The organism is Glaciecola sp. MF2-115 (assembly GCF_047250385.1).
Lineage (GTDB): Bacteria > Pseudomonadota > Gammaproteobacteria > Enterobacterales > Alteromonadaceae > Glaciecola.
Map to the genome: position 1 here is coordinate 25,076 of NZ_JBLBVM010000055.1, position 20,838 is coordinate 45,913.

The 20,838-nt window shown below is 41.1% G+C and carries 17 protein-coding genes; 16 read left to right on the forward strand and 1 reads right to left on the reverse strand.

What is annotated here, in order from left to right; genetic code table 11:
• Positions 1-21: 21 nt before the first annotated feature.
• Positions 22-1,050 carry a hypothetical protein gene (locus tag ACKLNX_RS13315; protein ID WP_412972729.1) on the reverse strand — a complete coding sequence of 343 codons (1,029 nt, stop codon included), beginning with the start codon at positions 1,048-1,050 and terminating at the stop codon, positions 22-24.
• Between the two features lie 271 nt (positions 1,051-1,321).
• Between ACKLNX_RS13315 and ACKLNX_RS13320 the strand changes: the two genes are divergently transcribed.
• The 16 genes from ACKLNX_RS13320 (at position 1,322) to ACKLNX_RS13395 (ending at position 20,827) form a co-directional block, all read left to right on the forward strand.
• On the forward strand, positions 1,322-2,161 hold the full coding sequence (locus ACKLNX_RS13320; protein ID WP_412972730.1) for a flagellin: 840 nt from the start codon (positions 1,322-1,324) through the stop codon (positions 2,159-2,161).
• Between the two features lie 502 nt (positions 2,162-2,663).
• Entirely contained in the window at positions 2,664-3,491 is an 828-nt protein-coding gene (locus tag ACKLNX_RS13325) for a flagellin (RefSeq protein WP_411694214.1), read from the forward strand.
• A gap of 374 nt (positions 3,492-3,865) precedes the next feature.
• The gene (locus tag ACKLNX_RS13330; protein ID WP_412972731.1) at positions 3,866-4,693 is read left to right on the forward strand and encodes a flagellin; all 828 of its coding nucleotides are present in this window, start codon (positions 3,866-3,868) and stop codon (positions 4,691-4,693) included.
• A 1,522-nt stretch (positions 4,694-6,215) separates the two neighbouring features.
• Entirely contained in the window at positions 6,216-7,055 is an 840-nt protein-coding gene (locus tag ACKLNX_RS13335; RefSeq protein WP_411694211.1) for a flagellin, read from the forward strand.
• Between the two features lie 98 nt (positions 7,056-7,153).
• On the forward strand, positions 7,154-7,615 hold the full coding sequence (locus tag ACKLNX_RS13340; RefSeq protein ID WP_412972732.1) for a flagellar protein FlaG: 462 nt from the start codon (positions 7,154-7,156) through the stop codon (positions 7,613-7,615).
• 16 nt (positions 7,616-7,631) lie between these two features.
• A complete protein-coding gene (gene fliD, locus ACKLNX_RS13345; RefSeq protein WP_412972733.1) occupies positions 7,632-9,074 on the forward strand; it encodes a flagellar filament capping protein FliD in 1,443 nt (480 codons plus the stop codon).
• Between the two features lie 134 nt (positions 9,075-9,208).
• A complete protein-coding gene (fliS, locus tag ACKLNX_RS13350; protein WP_412972734.1) occupies positions 9,209-9,637 on the forward strand; it encodes a flagellar export chaperone FliS in 429 nt (142 codons plus the stop codon).
• Complete coding sequence (locus ACKLNX_RS13355) at positions 9,634-9,945, forward strand: hypothetical protein (RefSeq protein WP_411694207.1); 312 nt, start codon at positions 9,634-9,636, stop codon at positions 9,943-9,945. Before fliS ends, ACKLNX_RS13355 begins: the two co-directional genes overlap by 4 nt.
• Positions 9,946-9,957: 12 nt before the next feature.
• Positions 9,958-13,809: a 6-hydroxymethylpterin diphosphokinase MptE-like protein gene (locus ACKLNX_RS13360; RefSeq protein ID WP_412972735.1), complete on the forward strand. Its 3,852-nt coding sequence runs from the start codon at positions 9,958-9,960 to the stop codon at positions 13,807-13,809.
• Entirely contained in the window at positions 13,802-14,800 is a 999-nt protein-coding gene (gene pseB, locus ACKLNX_RS13365; RefSeq protein ID WP_411694205.1) for a UDP-N-acetylglucosamine 4,6-dehydratase (inverting), read from the forward strand. Before ACKLNX_RS13360 ends, pseB begins: the two co-directional genes overlap by 8 nt.
• Positions 14,801-14,815: 15 nt before the next feature.
• A complete protein-coding gene (pseC, locus tag ACKLNX_RS13370; protein ID WP_412972970.1) occupies positions 14,816-15,976 on the forward strand; it encodes a UDP-4-amino-4,6-dideoxy-N-acetyl-beta-L-altrosamine transaminase in 1,161 nt (386 codons plus the stop codon).
• Complete coding sequence (pseF, locus tag ACKLNX_RS13375; RefSeq protein ID WP_412972736.1) at positions 15,973-16,698, forward strand: pseudaminic acid cytidylyltransferase; 726 nt, start codon at positions 15,973-15,975, stop codon at positions 16,696-16,698. The genes pseC and pseF overlap by 4 nt, the downstream gene beginning before the upstream one ends.
• The gene (locus ACKLNX_RS13380; protein ID WP_411694203.1) at positions 16,685-17,728 is read left to right on the forward strand and encodes a glycosyltransferase family 9 protein; all 1,044 of its coding nucleotides are present in this window, start codon (positions 16,685-16,687) and stop codon (positions 17,726-17,728) included. The genes pseF and ACKLNX_RS13380 overlap by 14 nt, the downstream gene beginning before the upstream one ends.
• 116 nt (positions 17,729-17,844) lie before the next feature.
• A complete protein-coding gene (pseI, locus tag ACKLNX_RS13385) occupies positions 17,845-18,924 on the forward strand; it encodes a pseudaminic acid synthase (protein ID WP_412972737.1) in 1,080 nt (359 codons plus the stop codon).
• An 8-nt stretch (positions 18,925-18,932) separates the two neighbouring features.
• The gene (gene pseG / locus ACKLNX_RS13390) at positions 18,933-20,048 is read left to right on the forward strand and encodes a UDP-2,4-diacetamido-2,4,6-trideoxy-beta-L-altropyranose hydrolase (protein WP_412972738.1); all 1,116 of its coding nucleotides are present in this window, start codon (positions 18,933-18,935) and stop codon (positions 20,046-20,048) included.
• 41 nt (positions 20,049-20,089) lie between these two features.
• Entirely contained in the window at positions 20,090-20,827 is a 738-nt protein-coding gene (locus tag ACKLNX_RS13395) for a GNAT family N-acetyltransferase (RefSeq protein WP_412972739.1), read from the forward strand.
• The last annotated feature ends 11 nt before the right edge of the window (positions 20,828-20,838 follow it).

Below are 20,838 nucleotides of genomic sequence, written 5' to 3' on the forward strand. Positions count from 1 at the left end.
ATCCTTGTCACTTTTAAATTATTAATATTGCTTGGCACTAACGTAGCATAAATATACTTGAGTTTGTCCAGCTTGTGGGGTGGAATAATAACTTAACCAAAAGCCCGTATCATTCAACACTAAACCGGGGTAGCCATTGTCATCGGCGCTAGGTAAGGGAAGTAAGAATGACAATTCATTGTTTCGCAAATTTAATTTGAAAAGTCCGGTTTTCAGTTCTTCATCGCTATAGGGCAATTTTTCATTCCCACTACCAAAATATTGGATAAGTGGTTTTTGCTTATCTTTCAATTGGGTCAGATGTGTATGTTCATACCTAGCAGCAATCAATACTTCTTTCTCATTTAATGAAAGTACTCGCGGACTCGCTAGGTAAATAGGTAAGTCTTGCCATTGCCAATCGTCAAATGGGGCTATGCTTTTTCCGAATTGAGTTGAGTAAGTGTCGGCATCTCGACGAACGATTGCAATGGCATCTGTTTCCGAAACAAAGCATAAGTCACTTTCATTGGGATATCCTAAACCATGCTCTTCTTTGGACAAGATGGGTTTGGATTTGGCTTTAAAACTGTCGAGCCCAAATCCTTCGTATAAATAAAGGTTTTCAGTTCTTCGTTCATAAGCAAGCCCAAAAATTTGATTGTCTTTTAAGCTCAATCGCCAACACCAATGAAAATGAGCTGCGAAATACCCTTGGTGTTGCCAGTTAATACCATCGCGCGAAAGCCAATAGGTATTTTGACTCGTTCTAATTTCCTCGCCCTTATCGTTTATTTCTACTTTTCGCACATAAGCGCTCAAAAGTAAACTTTCATCCCTTAGAATTGTAAGTTTAGGATCGCGTAAATCACTGTTTAATATAGTTAATTCACTCTGTTTAATGAGTTTACCTAGCAGGTTGAGCTGCTGGATTACAATGAAGCCGTCAGCACTGTGATGGTCGGTGGCACGACGAAAACATAAATACAGGTGATTTTTTAAACGATTTAAATCTGTGAAGGCATCATGCTGATTTTTGTTTGATATTTTTTTTAGCCAATTTATATTCATTAAAATATTACTTAAACTTTTGTATTTAAATGGTTTTATTACGCCCTTAGGTAGCCATTTCTTGCCTAAAGGCGGCAACTATTTGCCGCTAACTTAGAAAAAAAGCACATTTTAACTAAAGAGAATCAAACCAGCGTCGATAAACATTTACGAGAGAGCCAGTACATTAACTTATCATTTGGATAGTTATTGTTCTACAAGTTGTTATTAAACCACCGGAGTCACGTCCGGCGACCAGCAAGCCGCTGGACTGAGAGTGTAGGAGAGACTTATGTCCTTGTTCGTAAACACAAACCAATCTGCGTTGAATGCTCAACGCCAATTAATGAGTTCATCAAACGCGTTGAACACTTCGTTCGAACGTTTATCTTCGGGTTTCCGTATTAACCGTGCTTCAGATGACGCTGCTGGTTTGCAAATATCCGATCGTATGACAACGCAAATTAATGGCTTAAACCAAGCTGTTCGTAATGCGAATGACGCGATTTCATTGACGCAAACCGCTGAAGGTGCCTTATCTGAAACAACGAGTTCTTTACAAAGAATCCGCCAACTAGCAGTACAATCACAGAACGGTATTAACTCTTCTGCTGACCGTCTTGCACTTCAGAAAGAAGTTTCAGCATTGAAAACTGAAATTTCAAGAATTTCTACAGATACCCAATTTAACAAAGTTGACTTGTTGACTAACAACTTCTCAGCTGCGTTCTTAGTGGGTGCTAACAGTGGTCAGACAATTTCTGTTAACTTGGAAGGCAAAAACCTTCAAGGTATCGATGGATTCTCTGCAACTGGTTTGAATATCGCTGATTTGAGCGTAGCTACTTTCGGTGGCGCTTCTGCTGCTCTAGTTGCTATCGATAATGCGATTTCAGCTGTAGGCGGTGTTAGAGCCGACCTCGGTGCACTAACTAACCGTTTCCAATCAACCATTCGTAACTTGACCAATATCTCTGAAAACGTATCAGGTGCTAGAGCACAGATTCGTGACACAGATTTTGCGACAGAGACCGCAGAGTTGACACGTAATCAGATAATCCAGCAGGCTAGTACAACCATACTATCTCAGGCTAATCAGCGTCCTCAGGCCGCTCTTCAGCTTCTAGGTTAAGCCTAACTGACCCTACTGTTTGGGGAATGAAGCCAGGAGGTAGTATCTTGCATCACAAGCCAAACAGCAGAGAGTCCGCTCACTCTCGACACTCCAGAGCGATAGGCCAGGCATTGCCTGGCCGCTTATTTTTTTAATTTTTTTCATTGTGTTATTTTTATTTTAAACCTTTGAATTTATTATGAAAAATTAAATAGGTTATACCCATTCACAATTTCTTCTCTAATTTCTTTAGTTTAATCACTAAAGGTTTTCGCGTATCTGCACGATAAGTATTTCAAGCACGGAGATAAAAACAAAAAATACTCTGGCTTACAGTTACAAAAGCAACATGATGTTAAACGCCAAGCCATAGAGCAACTAAGAGCGACAACACATGAATCGATGAAAGTGCATAGACACAAAAATAATAATAATCATTGATGCTAAAAACGTAGTGCTGAATGAGTAACAAGCCAAAGAGCTAAACCATTCAACATTGAAAAATCGTTAGGAGAAAATCGTGAGTCTATTCGTCAATACGAATGTGTCTGCATTGCAAGCACAGCGCCAGATTTTTACAGCTTCAACTCGCCTAGATACGGCATTTGAACGTTTATCTTCTGGTTTTAGAATCAATAGTTCAAAAGATGATGCAGCTGGTCAACAAATTAGTGACCGTTTTGCAAGTCAAGTGAACGGATTGAATCAAGCTGTACGCAATTCAAACGACGGTATTTCACTTGCTCAAACCGCAGAAGGGGCGATGCAAGAAATTACCAACGCATTACAGCGTATTCGAGTGCTAGCGATCCAATCACAAAATGGGATTAACTCCTCCAGCGATAGAACGTCATTACAAAAAGAAGTGTCAGCGCTGAAATCTGAGATCGATAGAATTTCGTCGACAACTCAATTTGCTGGTGTAGACATTCTTAGCGGCAATTTTTCGTCCATATTTTTAATCGGCGCAAATTCAGGGCAATACATTGCCATTAATTTGTCACGCCAAGGCGGCTTTGGTACTAAGGGACTTTTCGGAAACGAGACAGCTTCAATATCAAATGCAGGTTTAGCCTCAGCAACGGTTACTTTAATGGATACGGCAATTTCGATCATCGATGCTAAACGCGCCAACTTAGGTGCCTTGCAAAATCGCTTTCAATCAAGTGTGCGCAATCTAGCGAACGTTGTCGAGAATGCGTCGCAAGCAAGGTCTCGTATAAGAGATACAGATTTTGCAGATGAAACAGCCGAACTGGCTAGGTGGCAAATTTCGCAGCAAGCCAGTGTGACTGTGCTAGGCCAAGCGAATCAAAGGCCACAGCAAGCCTTACAGTTATTGCAATAAATGTATCAATAACTAAGGCGAAGTAGTAAGAAAAGAATTTATAAAAGACTGATAGGCACATTTGTGAGGAATAAGTGTGGGTGAAAACCGCCGAATGCCCCCAAGAATTGGGAACTGCTGACTGACAGGAACGATGCCAGGAGGTAGTGAGAGGTATAGAGGTCTGGACCACCATACCTGTCCGTCAGCAAGAGCTTTCGCTCTGTTACAGCAATTGCATCATCAAGCGAGTGACTGCTTGATGAAATAAGTCAGTCCATGACTCGACTTTAGTAATGCACCAAGTGTGCCAAAAATGAAAAATGCGTAAAAAAATAATAAATAACGCAAATATATTAAATATTAAATAAATTGAAAATCGTTAGGAGATTATCATGAGCTTATTCGTAAATACTAATGTGTCTGCACTAAACGCACAAAGACAACTTTTAAATACATCATCAAGTTTGAACACCTCGTTTGAGAGACTATCTTCAGGCTTCCGCATTAACAGTGCAAAAGACGATGCAGCAGGTCTACAAATTGTTGACCGAATGACGTCACAAATTCAAGGCTTAGATCAAGCCGTAAGAAATGCTAACGATGGCATTTCATTAGCGCAAACCATTGAGGGTGCGCTACAAGAAACAACAAGTGGCTTGCAACGTATTCGCGTCTTGGCAATACAATCTCAAAACGGGATTAATGATGCTTCGGACAGGTTAGCACTGCAAAAAGAAGTATCTGCATTAAAATCAGAAATGAGCCGTGTGGCGGCAACAACCCAGTTTGCAGGTGTCAACGTTTTAGCTGGCAGTTTTTCTTCAGCTTTCTTAGTGGGGGCAAATGCAGGTCAGACTATCAACGTGAACGTTTCGCGTCCGAATGGCTTTGGTGCTTTAGGTTTATTTGGAAGCGCAACACTGAGCGTGGCAACAGTTGCAGATGCTTCACGTGCTCTTGCACAAATTGACCGTGCAATTGAAATAGTTGATGACAAACGTGCAGACTTAGGTGCTATTCAGAACAGATTCCAGTCTACGATTCGTAACTTATCGAATATTTCTGAGAACGTGTCGGCAGCCCGCTCGCAAATTCGTGACACTGATTTTGCCAAGGAAACGGCAGAACTAACGCGTGCTCAGATCATACAGCAGGCAAGCACGACTATTCTAGGTCAGGCAAATCAACGACCTCAAGCGGCATTGAGCTTACTTCAGTAATCGTTGACTTAAACAGAGTGGATGAACAAAGAGCAGATAATAATCGTGTTTGAACTACTCTGTTTACTAATGGTGAGTCGCTTGTTAGCTAAGCTAGCAATGCGCTTCACCGAAATTCAAAGTGCTGTAGACAATTGACTGTTGAATTAACGTAGGGTTATTAATTGTACTGCTTTTAGATGCCCAGATAATAGAACGACTCACTATAGACCTAATGCTAGTTGAAGCACTTACATTAAAATGACTAGATTTAGAGTGGCTATGTTTAGAGTGAAGAGTTTTACAGTGCCTAGTTGCAAAGTGAATAGTTGCAAAGTGAATAGTCTTACAACAGCTAGCTTTACAAAGAGTAGCTTTATAAAAAGTAGTATACGTAACACGTTCAATTAAACAAATGCGGCAAAGATTCGCCAAAACGGCAAATAATTGACGTGTAGTAACTCAAAAGTTTGGTATACGAAACACAAGATTATTAAGTAAATTGGAAAGCGTTGAGAGGCTTATTATTGCCAAGGATGGCAGCCGAAAGGCAAGCTAGAGAGGAAATAAAAACGCACTTATAATTGAAAAATGACTATAATAGACCGTAGAAGCTATCTATTATCGCGACATGAACCAAATAAAATGCCGACTTACAAGACTGAGAGTATAGAAGTTTAGGTTGAGAGGCCAGTAACTTATTCTACAATCCTGCAAGCCGACGAAACTGCTTTGCTCCAACTCCTAACGTGAGCAAGTTGGTCGGGCCGCCTTATGGCTCGACCTTTTTTCCTTCCCAACACGTATTTGCAAAAACATATTGGTGTTCACCTCGACACAAATTATAAAGCAGGTACTGTGCCAACTATTTTATAAATGAATTTATCCTTTTAAAACGTTTTCTAAAGTTAATTAGCGGAGAGCTACTGACTATTTCTCTTATAACGTGCTTTGTATTTCGAAAAAATAATGTAAGAGATAATCGTTCCTACAAACACGGGGGTTTTTGTTAGTAGGAAAGCATTTTCCCACTCTTTTGTCACAATGCTAAAGAGTGCAACTAATATAAAAATACCACTAAAAATAGCAAATGCTGTCAATATAACTCCCCAGGTTACCGCCATGTGAAAGTACTTTTGTTTATTCACACTTGGACTTTCCACTGAGTCTCTATTCAACACTTTATATGAATAAAAACAAAGAGCCAAAAAGCTTATTACGCTGACCGAAATAAAATATTCCAACGAATTTATCTTCCTATTTAATCTCTAAATGACATCAATATTAATATTTTTTTAAGTAAAAAATACTTATTTTTCAATATCTAAGTAATTAATTTAATTTTTTTCTAAATATGGGCTAAAGGATCTATAGTTTTTGCCGATACAGTTAGTCGAGGGGTAATTTAACGTTTTTTTGGTTTCGTGTCGAACCGCTTAAACGATGAGGTTGCTAATTTGGCCTAGTGAACCAAGTTAGCATCAAAATAGGTTCGAAAAAGAGATTCCTACACTCTCTCTTTTTTGATTGGAGGTAATAATATATGTCATTATTTGTAAACACCAATTTGTCAGCACTAAATGCACAAAGACAACTATCTGAATCGGGTCAATCTCTTAATAAATCATTTGAAAGATTGTCGTCTGGCTTTCGTATCAACAGTGCATCCGATGATGCAGCTGGCCTACAAATTTCAGATCGAATTACTACACAATTAGAGGGCTTGAATCAGGCCGTCAGAAACTCTAACGATGCTATTTCATTAACGCAAACTGCGGAAGGTGCCTTAGCAGAAACAACTCAGTCTTTGCAGCGTATTCGTCAGTTAGCTGTACAATCTCAAAATGGTATTAATTCATCTGCTGACCGTTTGGCATTGCAGAAGGAAGTATCAGCATTGAAAACAGAGATTTCAAGAATTGCTACTGATACACAGTTTAACAAAGTTAACATTCTTGATGCTTCTTATTCTGCGGCTTTCTTAGTAGGCGCTAATAGCGGTCAAACTATCAGCGTTAATTTATCGGCATCTAAAGTCGTTGGCGGCTCAGGTTTCAGTGCAACTGGCCTAGGAATTGGCGACTTAACGGTAGCTACATTTGGCGATGCCTCGGCAGCTTTAGCTAGCATTGATACCGCCATTTCTGCTGTTGGTAATGTGCGTGCTGATTTAGGTGCCTTGCAAAACCGCTTTCAATCAACGATACGTAATTTAACTAATATTTCAGAAAACTTAGCAGGTGCTAGAAGTCAAATCCGTGATACTGATTTTGCATCAGAAACTGCTGAGCTTACTCGAAATCAAATTATTCAACAGGCTTCAATATCAGTATTGAGCCAGGCGAATCAAAGACCGCAAGCTGCGTTGTCTTTATTGGCTTAGTTGGAAGGTTATTTTAGCTTCTTATAAGTTGCTTTGAACAAGCGGTTCACCAAGGTTTTGGTGCAACCGCTTCTCTCATTTGTTAGGAGGAATTGAAAATGGACACAACAATCCCGCAAACTGGCAGTAATGTTGCAAGCCAGTACTTAAAGCCGAATGAATTGCCGGTTTTTGAGCGCATTGAAAAAGTGGATGTATCTGACGATGCTAAGTCAGAAAATTCCAGTGCAAAAGCAGAACAAAATTTAGCGGCAAAAGCAGCACAAAATGCTCAAGCATTTTTTCGCGATGCCGATACAGAACAACGAGAGGAAAGCACTGTTGAACTTGAACAGGCGCTTGGTGACATTAGCGAGTTTCTGCAAAATACAAGCACACAGCTTGCATTCTCAATAGATGAAGCAACCGATAGACAAGTAGTGACTGTCACGGATGCAGACTCAGGGGATGTAATACGGCAAATTCCTTCCGAGGAGGTGCTAAAAATTGCAGAGCGAATTAACGAATTGCAGTCTGAATTTGGCAGTAGTGCAGGACTTCTACTGAGAGGGCAGGCTTAACAAATGAGGTAACAGTATGGGCATTTCATCATTAGGGGTTGGTTCAGGTTTAGACCTCGAAGGGCTAGTATCACAATTACTAGAAGCGGAGCGCGCGCCGAAAGCAGCTCGTTTAGATGCTCAAGACGAAAGAATTGAAGCTGAGATTTCAAGTCTCGGCCAAATCAAATCAAAACTATCAGAGTTCAAAGACTCGGTTGATGAGCTTCGTAAAGATCAGTCATTAACCGGTCGTGAACCAACAATCCGCAACCCATCTGAAGAAACAGAACCATTTACTGCTGAAGCTTCAAACAGTGCTTTAACCGGCGAATATGCCGTAACTGTAGAGCGTTTGGCTAGCGGAAGTCGCATCGAATCAGATACTGCAGTAAACGGTGGATTCGCATCTTCGAGTGATGAAGTTACCGATACCGCCGGTTCACTAACCTTCAAAATTGGCGGCACTGGCGATACCTTTTCTATCAATGTAGCGGCAGGCGCAACACTTGCTGAACTCAGAGAGCAAATTAATAACTCTGAAGATAACTTCGGTATTACCGCGAATATTATTAATACAGGCACGGCAGACGGCGGTGCTAAATTAGTGATTAGTTCCAAAATTACCGGTGAAGGCAACGATCTGTCCATTATTAATGATGACGATCGCGCTGGCCTTAATCGTATTTCAACAACAGACTCAAGTGAAACTGCAAGCTATCTAACGCCCACTAAAACGGCACAAAATGCCCAAGCGGTTATTGACGGTATCACGGTTCAAAGTGACACCAATGAATTTGAAAATACGATTCAAAATGTGACATTTACTGCCAAAGCCGTATCAGAAAAGAACTCGCTCGATGAGTTTCAATCTTCGACCTTAGTTATCGGTTTTGACAAAGAAGCGCTGGACGAAAAAATTAGAGAATTTGTTGAAAGCTATAATTCATTAAACACAGAAATCCGTTCACTTACTAAATATGGTGAGTCCGAACTCGAAGACGACGGCGCGCTGGCTGGCGACTTTACTATTCGAGGTATTCAAGCGGGTTTAGGCAATATTCTTAGTAGCACTGTAACCGGTTCCGAACTGGGTGGTCTGTTTCAAGTCGGTATTGAATTAACCAGCGATGGAAAACTGGAAATTGGTAGCACTGATTTTGGTCTAGGCACCGGGGCCTCGAGGTTAAGTGATGCTTTAGAAGATAACTTTGATGAAGTGTCTAAACTATTTACAGCCGACGATGGTATTGCAACGAAGCTTTACGATTTTATTGATCAATACACTAAATCTAGTGGCGTTTTAGCCGATAGAGAGACTGCAGCGAAAGATCAACGCGACCAATTGCTGGACGATCGTGCCGCTTTTGAATTGCGATTAGTGAGCTTTGAACAGACATTGCGCGGACGTTATCTGAATCTCGACCAAACAGTCGCTAGATTACAGCAAACAAGCTCAGCTTTACTCGCTACTTTATAATCGCTAAATGAAAAGCAACATTTAGCGCTTAAAATTGTTTATCGTTGATAATTGAGACTATATTTAATCAGTCATTTTAACATTAGTCTTTTAGAGACAATCAGCTTAATTATATTATTCGGAGAAATAACTGCATGGCGCTTAAAGGTATAAACGCATACAAAAAAGGCAGTCTGAAACAAGATATAGCAACCGCCGATCCGCATCGCTTAACTTTGATGTTAATGCAAGGTGCACTTGATCGTATGGCTTATGCTAAAGGCTGCATGGAGCGTAAAGATTTTGCCGGTAAATCGGAACATTTATCCAGAGTCAATGCGATTTTAATTAACTTACGCGACACACTCGATTTAGATGTAGGCGGAGAGATTGCAGAAAATCTCTATGGCCTTTATGAATTTATGGTGCAACGCTTATTAGATGCTAACGTTCAAAACAACTTGCAGATAATGGACGAAGTGATTAACCTGCTATTACCAATAAAGACGGCATGGGCAGGTATTCCAGAAGATGCGAAACAAGAGGCATACGAAGCACAGCGTCAAAAACGCCAATCAGTGTGAGTAAAAACGACTATTTATCCCATGCGCTAACTCCCAAGGATCTTAGCGTCATTAACCAATCAATATGCGAAGTGCTTGAAGCCAACTCAGTTGACGACCAAGCGCTGCGCAGACTCGTGACCCAACGTGATGAATTTATTCAGGCGTATCTTGCCACGCTATCTGACGCTGAAAAAAAACAATTTTCGAAATCCGAATTACCCATCAATACTAAACTTCATGCTGCCGTAAAAGCACTTTTTACTGATTCGTTATCCGAATTGAGTGGACTTGTGCGTGGTCTAAAAGCGGTAAAAAAATATAAGTGATAACGCCTAATTATGTTGAATGATATCCGTGTTCATATTCATCAAGATGAACAATTGCAGGAAGCAATTGAACAGCGTTCTGCAGTTCATATTTCAAACCAGTTTGTAGATAATCGCAACACGTTTACGAGAAATGTACCTAATTTGGCGCAAGAACTCGACACGATCAATAATCAAAATATCTCTATCTTTTGCAATCAACACGAAGAATATAATCTAGTTGATTTTGGTGTTGGACGCACCTTCTATGGTGAGCAACCTGCGCAAGAAGTTTTGCAACAACTCGCCTTAAAAGAGCAATACTCTGCTTTTATCGACTTTACACAAAATACATCGGGAGCCATACATCTTTTAGAGGATGGGGTAAAGCAAAGCCTTAACGAAGATGTATTGGTTATTTTGGGAATTGGCTTAGGTGGCCATATCGCGTCTTTGCTTGAAAGTACGAACGCTAAACACATCATTATTTATGAGCCTGAAGGGCAGTACTTTAAATGCAGCAATATGGTGATGGACTGGAAATCTGTATTCGACCTTGCGGCTCGCAAAAATATTAGTTTGTACTTTCAACTGCATAAAGATGCCCGAGACTTAATAACAGACTTAGCTGAATTGAAGCAGCATTTCCCAGTTAATAAGGTGCTGATTTTCCAACATTATTATCACCCTATGTTCGATTGCGTTATGAAGCACATGCGCAACGAGCCATTTAACGAAGTCCAAGCAAAATGTAGGCCTTTTCAACTGGGTAAGTTGGACAATGAATTTTGTCCTGCATGGATGGACGCAGTAGCACATAGCTCCATAAAAGATGTTTCTAAACAAAATGAAAAATTTGTAAAGAATCTCGCTGCCTTAGAAAAATATTACCCGAACATTCATGCCGAGTTTAAGGATTATGAGCCACAGTTATGGCGTCCAATGCAAAATACTCAGGGCGACATCAACTTACTGAATGTCAATAATGGCGGTTATTGGCATGGCGACATGCCTATTCAAGATGGCCAAGATAATTTCGAGAACTTCGCAAAGCATCCAAATAGAGATGGATTAATACTGGGCTACAATGGCGAAAAATTAAAGCATTACTTACATTATCGTTTGGTAAAAAAGACTGAGCGTTTGTTGCAAGCTGCAGAAGATGAGGTTGGGATTTTACCGGATACCATCAAGTCTCTTATTTTGTTCGGTCTGGGCTCGGGTTATCAACTGCAATCACTATTTGAGAATAAGACAGTTGAAAAGCTTTTCATTTGTGAACCTAATCGCGATTTCTTTTATGCTTCTTTGTATGCCATCGATTGGCACACTATTTTAACGACTATAGATGAGCAAGACGGTCGTTTATATATCAATATTGGCGATGACGGCACGCATTTGTTTAGGGATCTTCTCGGGCAGTTCTACAACATTGGCCCATACGTGTTGAGTCAGACCTACTTTTATCAGGGCTACTACAACGCGCCTTTAAATGCTGCTATTGGTCAATTACGTGAGCAATTACAAATTGTTATCTCGATGGGAGAGTACTTCGATCATGCTTGCTATGGTATTTCTCATACAAAGGAAATGCTTCGTCAAGGTGTGCCATACATGCGCGCAGCATCAAAACACAAACTGAGTTTATTTGAAAAGGAGCTCCCCGTTATTTTTATCGGGAATGGGCCATCACTTGACTACAGCTTGGAAAGTATTAAAGAAATTGCTGACCAAGCCATATTAGTTTCTTGTGGTACCTCATTGCAGGTATTACATCGTAACGGCATCGTTCCTGACTTCCACGCTGAGATAGAGCAAAATAGGGCGACACACGATTGGGCTGTGCGAATCAATGACACCGACTATCTGAAGCGAATAACCCTAATCAGTTGTAACGGGATCCACCCAGACACGTGCGCTTTGTATAAAGACGTAAAAATTGCCTTTAAAGAGGGCGAATCCTCGACAGTTTCTACCTTGAAAATAATAGGAGAAGAAAAAGCAGAGGCCTTGGCATTTGCCTTTCCTACGGTGACAAATTTTGCTCTGAATTTCTTTTTGAAATTGGGCTTTAATCAGCTTTATTTAATGGGAGTTGATCTTGGCTTTGTTGATGCCACACAACATCATTCCACACAGTCAGGCTATTATGATGCGAAAGGAAAAGAGCTGTATAACTACGCACAAGAGAATAATACAGGTTTACTTATACCAGGTAATTTTAGAAGCGTTGTTAATACCAAGCATGAGTTCAAAATAGCTAAAATGATCATGGAGCAATCACTCGCTGAACATCGAGTCGACTGCTACAACACGAGTGACGGCGCGCGCATCGAAGGCACTCAAGCATTAAATATTGACAACATTTTGCTGGTTTCAAGTCCTCAGCAAAAGGCAGATTGTTTATTGTCACTCGAGGATAGCTTCGAAAAAGTGGCTAGTGATGATTTTGTTACTCAATACGAACAGCAGTACAACAAAGAGAAACTGTTAACTGAACTTCAACAACTGATGACATTTGTAGAGAAGCCTTTAGCAAATAAAGACAGTATTTTTACTTTAGTTGAAGCTCAGAAACAGTTTCTATTTCGCTCTTATAGTGAGGGAGAGTCACTCTTTTTCTATTACCTCTATGGTTCTATGAATTATATCAACGCGGTTCTGAGCAAAGCAGCCATGCATCAAAATGATGAGGTGGCGATTAGTATTGCTGAGCAAGCCGCTCAATTGTGGGGAGCAACTTTAGCGGATATTTATTCCTTACTTGAAAATGAGGTCGAACTTTACGATTGTTCGGCCTCGTTTATCGTCGATAGAGAGAAGCTTTTTGTTAGCAAGCATGAGCAGGCGTCACTCTTTGTTAGCATTCAAAACGATGAACTACGCGAAACTGCTCTGCAACATATCAGCAGTGAGAAGAGAGCTGGATACTGCTTAGATTCGGAACAAGGGCAGCTATTGTTTGTGAATGGGACATCAGATTTAGTTAAGCCAACAGATGCGAGTGTGTCAACAAATGCGAGTGTGTCAACAGATGTAAGCGTGCCAACTGCTACAAATGATCAATCGCGTTTAGCATTAATTTTTATTAACGAGGAAAGTGAGTGGGAGCAAGCTAAAGAGACTCTCAATAAACTCTCATCGTTATATGCAGACTCAACGCAAAAATCTGCGCAAAACTCTAGGCAAAACACCGCGAATACTGACGAATCGGCTGTACGTATCATGCTGTGTGTTACCACCAAATTTAATCACAAAATATTTGCTGAGATGTTAGTCGAGACCAAGCTGCTCGACCAGACCAAGCTCTGTTTAAGTGCCATGCTGTTACCGTGTTTATCGCAACACGACTCGGTAGAAGAATTTGAGAAAGGTGAAATACCTTATGGGCCTTTACACTTCCATATAGATTGCGCTTTACGTCACTTCTGGGACATGCCTAAGTATCGAATTTTTATAGAAAAACATTATTTCTCCGAGCTTGGCGCAAAAAATGCATCTAAGGATTGTTTAGCTGAACATTCAAGTGATGAAGCTCAAGCCAAGAAGGTAAATGCGATATTAGATATTTCTGATACGAAAGCAGGAGAATTTATTGAAGCTCAGGTTATTAGTGGCTTTGATGAGGACCTGTTCGTTAATTTTAAAACCTATCTTGCGTTGCCAAGAGTGCAACACGCTGCGTCAGAAAAACAGCAGACACACGAACAAGAGCTCGACGACAAGCAAAAATTTGACAGCGCCACTGTGTTGGATCAAATTGGGTCACGAGGACTTGTTGTAAAACGTCAATTTGAAGCATCAGAAGTGTTTCGAGTCTGGGCAAAAATGCGGGCGGTACAAAAATGTATCGACGCTTACATGAAGGCAGATAAGCATGTTTGATAATAAGAGTATTTTGATTACGGGTGGAACGGGATCATTTGGTAAACGATTTGTATCCCACATACTCAGCAATTATAAACCTAAAAAAGTAATCATATACAGCCGAGACGAACTCAAACAGTTCGAAATGCAACAAAAGTACGATCATCCAAGTATGCGTTATTTCATTGGTGATGTGCGTGATGCTCACCGTTTGTCGTCAGCGATGCGTGGCGTTGATTATGTCATTCATGCTGCAGCCTTGAAGCAAGTTCCTGCTGCCGAATATAACCCAAATGAATGCATCAAAACTAACATCAATGGTGCTCAGAACGTAATCGATGCAGCTATCGAAGCTAACGTTCATCGTGTTATTGCTTTGTCTACAGATAAAGCTGCAAACCCAGTAAACCTATACGGTGCTACAAAATTGGTGTCCGACAAATTATTCGTCGCGGCAAACAATATTGCAGGCGCAACAGGGCCACGATTCGCGGTCGTTCGCTATGGTAATGTTGTAGGGTCTCGAGGATCGGTAGTGCCGTTTTATCGTCAGTTACTGAGTGAAGGCCGTAAAGTTCTGCCTGTTACTCATGATGAAATGACACGTTTCTGGATTACCTTAGATGAAGGCGTACAATTCGTACTGACTAATTTTCAGCGCATGCAAGGCGGCGAGATATTTGTCCCTAAAATTCCATCAATCGGTATTGTCGATTTAGTTGAGGCCATGACTGGTGGTAGAGAATACGAACTCATTGGCATTCGTCCTGGCGAAAAATTACATGAAGTAATGGTGCCAGAAGAATTAGCTCATCACACATTAGAATTCCATGATCACTTCGTAATTAAACCGGCTATCAAATTCTTCGATAAAACAATTAATTATGCGATTAATAAGTTGGATGAAAAGGGCGTTAAAGTGGCCGATAAATTCGAATATCATTCTGGGACTAATACACACTTTCTCAGCATAGATGAGTTACGCGATTTAGATAAAAGCACTCTTTAGGGTATTCGCAAAATGATCATCCCTTATGGCAAACACCACATAGACCAAGCCGATATCGACGCTGTCGTCGATGTGTTGGAAAATCATTTTCTAACGCAAGGCAGTAAGGTGCCAGAATTTGAGCAAGCTTTATGTGACTACACAGGCGCAAAGCATTGCACAGCGGTCAACAGTGCAACTTCTGGGCTTCATATTGCGTGTTTGGCAGCCGGCGTTGGAGAAGGTGATGTGGTTTGGACAACACCCAATTCATTTGTTGCCTCAGCAAATTGTGCTATTTACTGTGGCGCTGAAATTGATTTTGTCGATATCGATGCGCAAACTCGTAATATCGATATTGCATTGCTTGCGCAAAAATTGAGCGAGGCCAAAAAAGCAAATCGTTTACCGAAGGCTATTGTGGTCGTGCATTTTGCCGGTTTTAGTTGCGACATGAAAGCAATCGCCAGCTTATTGGAAGGCACTGATATTTGCCTTATTGAAGATGCCGCTCATGGTTTGGGCGGCACGTACGCAGGCACTAAAATTGGCAGCTGCGCATATTCAGATATGGCGGTACTTAGCTTTCATCCTGTTAAGTCATTAACGACCGCCGAAGGTGGTGCCGTCATGACTAACTCTGCCGATTATGCTCAACAATTAGTACTGTTTGGCAAGCATGGCATCACGCGCGATAGAGCACTGATGCAAGGTGAAGGCATTGACCTTGAACAGCAAGGCGGATGGTTTTACCAACAAGTGAGCTTAGGCTTTAACTATCGTTTAAGCGATATGCAAGCTGCTCTCGGTATTTCACAACTGCGTAAGTTAGATGACTTTATCGCCGCTCGACAAGCGCGCGCCGATATTTACTTTAATGAACTACAAGACTTAGCGCTTAAATTGCCTATCAATGACGCTGAAAACCAGAGTGGCTGGCACTTGTTCATGATTGAATTATTGCATCACGATAGACAAAGCGTGTTTCAGCAACTGCAAGAAAAAGGCATCGGCGTCAACGTTCATTACATCCCGATCCACGTACATCCTTTTTATCAGAAAATGGGCTTTAAATATGGTGATTTCCCCGTTTCTGAAAAATATTATGAAAAAGCTATCACAATTCCTTTATTTCCTTCTCTTTCAGCCGATGAACAATACAGAGTTGTTGAGGTTTTAAAAGAGGTATTAGCATGAAGTTAGCAATCATTCCTGCGCGCGGTGGCAGTAAACGCATTCCAAACAAGAACATAAGAGACTTTGTAGGTAAGCCCTTAGTCGCTTATTCAATAGAAGTTGCAAAGGCCTCAGGCCTGTTTGATAAAATCGTTGTAACCACTGACAACCAAGAAGTGGCGGACATTGCACTGGAGTACGGTGCTGAAGTGCCTTTTATTCGCCCTCCTGAATTGTCTAACGATGTCATTGGCACTCGTCCTGTCACAAATCATGCGATTCGCTATGTTAGCGAGCATTTTGAGAAACCAGAGTTTTGCTGCTGTATATATGCAACCGCACCTTTCCTGCAAGCAGAGTATTTAAAACAAGGTCTGCAGAAGCTAAGGTTGAATTCGGATAAAGGCTTTGCCTATTCCGTCACGAGTTTTCCATTTCCAATTCAACGTGCATTGTTTTTGAAAGATAATTATGCGACGCCGTCTTTTCCTGAAGATATCACGAAGCGTTCGCAGGATTTGGAAGAGGCTTATCATGATGCCGGGCAGTTTTATTGGGGAAGAACCGATGACTACTTATCTTCTAAACGGATCTTTTCAGAACACGGTATTCCCATTGTATTACCACGTCATTTAGTTCAAGACATTGATACCCAAGAAGATTGGGATAGGGCAGAGCTTATGTATAAAGCTTATGTACTAGACCAAACAGCAAAGACGGTGGCGATGCATGACGTCGCCTGAACAAGAAAAAATTCTCGTCATTCGAATGTTGGGCTTAGGTGATGTTACCTGTATAGGTGTGCCTGCCGTTCGACATTTGAAAAAGCAATATCCCAATGCGGAAATTCACGTTCTCACTTATGCCGCAGGTTTTGAAGTCATGGCATTGGCCGAGCCTCAAATTAAAACTTTCGGTTTGAAGTCAGGCGAGTGGCCTGAAGATATTATTGCGGCGATGGAATCTTTTCTTGGTTTAGCTGAAATCATTATTGGCGAAGCTTACACAAAAGTAATTAATCTCGATACGTGGTTTATGCCTTGTTTCTTAACACGCTTTTTAAAAGATGCGGGTGAGAAAGTGGAAGGTAACTACATAGGTATGTCGATCGCTGATTTAGTCGATCAATTTCAAAAACAAACTTTGCAGCCTTCATTTGTTAATGACCCAAGTCATTATATGCAAAGCACTTGGTTTTCGATGGTGCGTTGGCATACAACGTGGTGGGAATCTGAGTACCTGCCTGAGCGTGGTTACCCTGAGTTTTATCTTCGGACATGTTGTGGTTGGCAAAGCGCCGAGCTTGATATGCACATAGAGGTAAAACAGAGCTCGAAACTAGCAAAAATTAGAAAGAACAAGAAAGTGATCGCGCTAGCAACTGATGCGAGAACGGCAGAACGAACTTACCCTTATGCCGAGGAACTTAAAACGGCTTTGCAAGCGGCAGGATTTGAAGTGTGGTCCAAATTTGATGGTAGCCAATCCATTCGTGAGACACTGGGTATGTTGAAAGCCAGTGATTTACTTATCAGCGTGCCCTCAGCGCCACAGTGGATGGCAACAGCTGTCGGTTGTCCAAGCTTGATTATTAGTGGCATGGTCGATCCACGTACACTCATGCCTGATTACGCAACAGACATGTCGAATCTTCCAGCGAGCGTCGAATCCCTAGTAGAGGGCGTCGTGGGAATTTTTGATGACAGTACTGATGACAGTACTGATAAAAGTACTGATGAATCTGCTGATGAAGCTGAAAGCAACACTTATTAGCAAGGTCGCTGCATTAAACAATGCATCCTTTTAAGCAATGTAGCACGCTCTATCACAGAAGCAATAACAAGCACAGTAGCACTCTTAAGCAAGGTCGCACCTAATTCGGGAACAATATGAATAACAACACTATTAGGATTGGAAATGAGGAACTCTTTTATGATATTGGTGAATCCTCGCCCCCTTTTATCATTGCTGAATTAAGTGGCAACCACAGTCAAGATTACGCACTTGCAGAAAAAATGGTACGTGAAGCCGCTCAAGCGGGCGCGCATGCTATTAAGTTGCAAACCTATACTGCTGACAGTATGACTTTAGATGTTGATTCGGGCGACTTTGTTATCAATGAAGCCGATAGTTTGTGGGCCGGCGAACAACTATTTAAGTTATACCAAAAAGCCGCGACACCTTATGAATGGCATAGTAAGTTGTTCTCTTTAGCTAATAGTTTGGGCATGTTAGCTTTTAGCTCGCCATTTGATGAAGATGCGGTTGATTTTTTAGCTGGCCTTAATGTGCCTTGTTACAAAATTGCCTCCTTTGAATTAACCGATTTACCGCTGATTAAAAAAGTGGCCCAGCAAAACAAACCTATGATCATGTCAACAGGCATGGCGACCATTTCTGAAATAGAAGAGGCTGTTAACACTGCCAAAAATGCAGGCTGCTCCGACATTATCTTGCTTAAGTGCACGAGTACTTATCCAGCTGAACCATCAAATACAAATCTCGTCACGATTAACAATATGCGTGAGGCTTTTCAGTGCCAGGTCGGTTTGTCAGATCACACTGCGGGTGTTGGGGTTTCAGTGGCCAGCGTTGCTTTTAAAGCAAGCGTCATTGAAAAGCATTTTGTGTTATCGCGTGATGCCGGTGGCGTTGATGCCGCGTTTTCATTAGAGCCACATGAGCTAGCGAGTTTAGTTACTGAAACTAAACGGGCTTGGCAGGCGATGGGAAACGTCACATATGGCGGTAGTGCAGCGGAAGAAAAATCAAAACAATATCGCCGTTCAATCTATATTTGCAAAGATATCAAAGCGGGTGAAACTATTTCTGCAAAGCACGTTAAAGTTGTTAGGCCAGCCTTTGGTTTAGCGCCAAAGCACCTTGAAACTGTCATTGGTTCGAGCGCGAAGATTGACATGCCCAAAGGAACTGCCTTAGATTGGTCTAAACTTGTTCTTAAAGATTAAACATCAATATGCAATTGTTCATTCGAGCAGAGGGTAATCCAAGTATAGGACTAGGGCACATCATGCGCTGCTATGCATTCGCTGAAACGTGCCAGGCATTTGATATTCCAGTCACTTTTTTATGTTCGCTAGAAAGTAGCGAATTCTTAAAGTCTCGCCATGGATTCACCAGTGCTGTTATTAATCTTGATTCCAGCCATTGTGACTCTCATGCATCAAACGATGATAAGCAATCTGAACACGATGCAAACACATTGCTTGACTCAGTTCCCGAACTAGCCAAAACAGATTCCGTTTTACTTTTAGATGGATATCAATTCGATTACGTTTATCAAAGCACACTAAAGAACTTAGGTGTGAAATTCGCCTACTTCGACGATATAAACGCTTTTTATCAGCATGATCAAAACAATGTTTTACAACATCAAGCCGACATTATTATCAATGGTGCAGAATCCGCTCACTCTTTGCATTACGAAAAAAATGCACAACAATCTAGCTTGTGCATAGGCAATGACTATTTATTATTACGACGAGAATTCCACTACCTAAGCCCAACGCCATTGTCGCAAAGACATACCTTGTTAATTAATTTTGGCGGAGCGGATGTAAATAACTATTCAACACAATTACTGCTGGCTCTTGATAAGGCTGGCTTTGCATCGCCTGTGCGAGTAGTCAGTGGTGCGGCATTTAAGCACCTCGATTCATTAGAGCATTGTTTACAGAATGACTTAAAGGCTTCGACTATGCCGGTTCAGCATATCCATGACGCGCAGGAAATGGCTTCGCTGATGCAGCATAGTCGCTTAGCAGTATGCGCTGCGGGCGGCACGCAGTTTGAATTGCTCGCATGTGCAACCCCAAGTATTTTAGTGGTGGTTGCAGAAAATCAATTGCCCGCAACGCAGCATGCCGCAAGTCAGGGCTGGTGCGATATTTGTGAGTGGCAAGACCAAGTTGACATTGATGCCTTGGTAAAGCAGATCCTTGCTTTATGGCAAGATGAGTCGCTTATTCAGTCAAAATATCAAAGGGCCGTGCAAGAACTAGATAAACTAAGTTTTAAAGGCGCAGAAAATATGCTAAATGTGCTTACAGAATTGGCACATTCGACAGAATAAGTTTAAGCTTACCAACAAGTTAAGCTTAATTGGATTATTAGATGCAACATAGACTATCCGGATATGGAGTTGAACTACGTTCTGTTGCCCAAAGCGATATTGAAACATTAAGAGAATGGCGTAATCGAGAAGATATACGCAGCATGATGAAATCGACAACTTACATTACTGAAGAGCAGCAGCAAGCTTGGTTTGAAAGCTTAGAAGATGCAACTCATGTTCGTCATTTTGTTATTAGTTACAAAGGCGAAGATATAGGCAGTTCAACACTTACAGGGCTGAGTTTCGTTTCTGGTTTCACAGATGATTTAGAAAACGCAGAAGAGATTGAACCCGGATTATATATTGGTCACGAAAACTACCGGAATAATATCTTAGCTTTTGCACCAAGCTTAGTCATTTGTGATTACTGTTTCGACGAACTGCAGGTTAAAAAGCTAAGAGCCACAGTGAATGCGAGTAACAAACAAGCCTTGTCATATAATCAAAAATTAGGTTATACCGAAGAGTCTCGATTTTTCACTGCAAGCAGCGAGGAAGGTGAGGCTGAACTTTTTACAGGCACAAGCTCAACAGACACAGCTATTAGCAATAACAAAGATAACACCCAAAATAAGCAAGAATGGGTGGCTATGACTTTGCACCGAAAGGACTACGTTGAAGCAACGAAACAAATCAAAGACTTTCTGTCTCGAAGAAAAAGTAGTAGAAATAATAGTAGAGACACTGATAGCAGAGATAGTAATAGTACAGACACAAATTATAGAAATAACGAATAAAACGAGACTGT

What these genes read in the sequence shown, in the direction of transcription:
- ACKLNX_RS13340 (WP_412972732.1), top strand. Translation starts at nt 7,154, where the DNA reads ATGGACACAACAATCCCGCAAACTGGCAGTAATGTTGCAAGCCAGTAC.
- ACKLNX_RS13335 (WP_411694211.1), top strand. Translation starts at nt 6,216, where the DNA reads ATGTCATTATTTGTAAACACCAATTTGTCAGCACTAAATGCACAAAGA.
- ACKLNX_RS13320 (WP_412972730.1), top strand. Translation starts at nt 1,322, where the DNA reads ATGTCCTTGTTCGTAAACACAAACCAATCTGCGTTGAATGCTCAACGC.
- pseI (WP_412972737.1), top strand. Translation starts at nt 17,845, where the DNA reads ATGAATAACAACACTATTAGGATTGGAAATGAGGAACTCTTTTATGAT.
- ACKLNX_RS13360 (WP_412972735.1), top strand. Translation starts at nt 9,958, where the DNA reads ATGTTGAATGATATCCGTGTTCATATTCATCAAGATGAACAATTGCAG.
- fliD (WP_412972733.1), top strand. Translation starts at nt 7,632, where the DNA reads ATGGGCATTTCATCATTAGGGGTTGGTTCAGGTTTAGACCTCGAAGGG.
- pseF (WP_412972736.1), top strand. Translation starts at nt 15,973, where the DNA reads ATGAAGTTAGCAATCATTCCTGCGCGCGGTGGCAGTAAACGCATTCCA.
- pseB (WP_411694205.1), top strand. Translation starts at nt 13,802, where the DNA reads ATGTTTGATAATAAGAGTATTTTGATTACGGGTGGAACGGGATCATTT.
- pseG (WP_412972738.1), top strand. Translation starts at nt 18,933, where the DNA reads ATGCAATTGTTCATTCGAGCAGAGGGTAATCCAAGTATAGGACTAGGG.
- ACKLNX_RS13330 (WP_412972731.1), top strand. Translation starts at nt 3,866, where the DNA reads ATGAGCTTATTCGTAAATACTAATGTGTCTGCACTAAACGCACAAAGA.
- ACKLNX_RS13380 (WP_411694203.1), top strand. Translation starts at nt 16,685, where the DNA reads ATGACGTCGCCTGAACAAGAAAAAATTCTCGTCATTCGAATGTTGGGC.
- fliS (WP_412972734.1), top strand. Translation starts at nt 9,209, where the DNA reads ATGGCGCTTAAAGGTATAAACGCATACAAAAAAGGCAGTCTGAAACAA.
- ACKLNX_RS13395 (WP_412972739.1), top strand. Translation starts at nt 20,090, where the DNA reads ATGCAACATAGACTATCCGGATATGGAGTTGAACTACGTTCTGTTGCC.
- ACKLNX_RS13315 (WP_412972729.1), bottom strand. Translation starts at nt 1,050, where the DNA reads ATGAATATAAATTGGCTAAAAAAAATATCAAACAAAAATCAGCATGAT.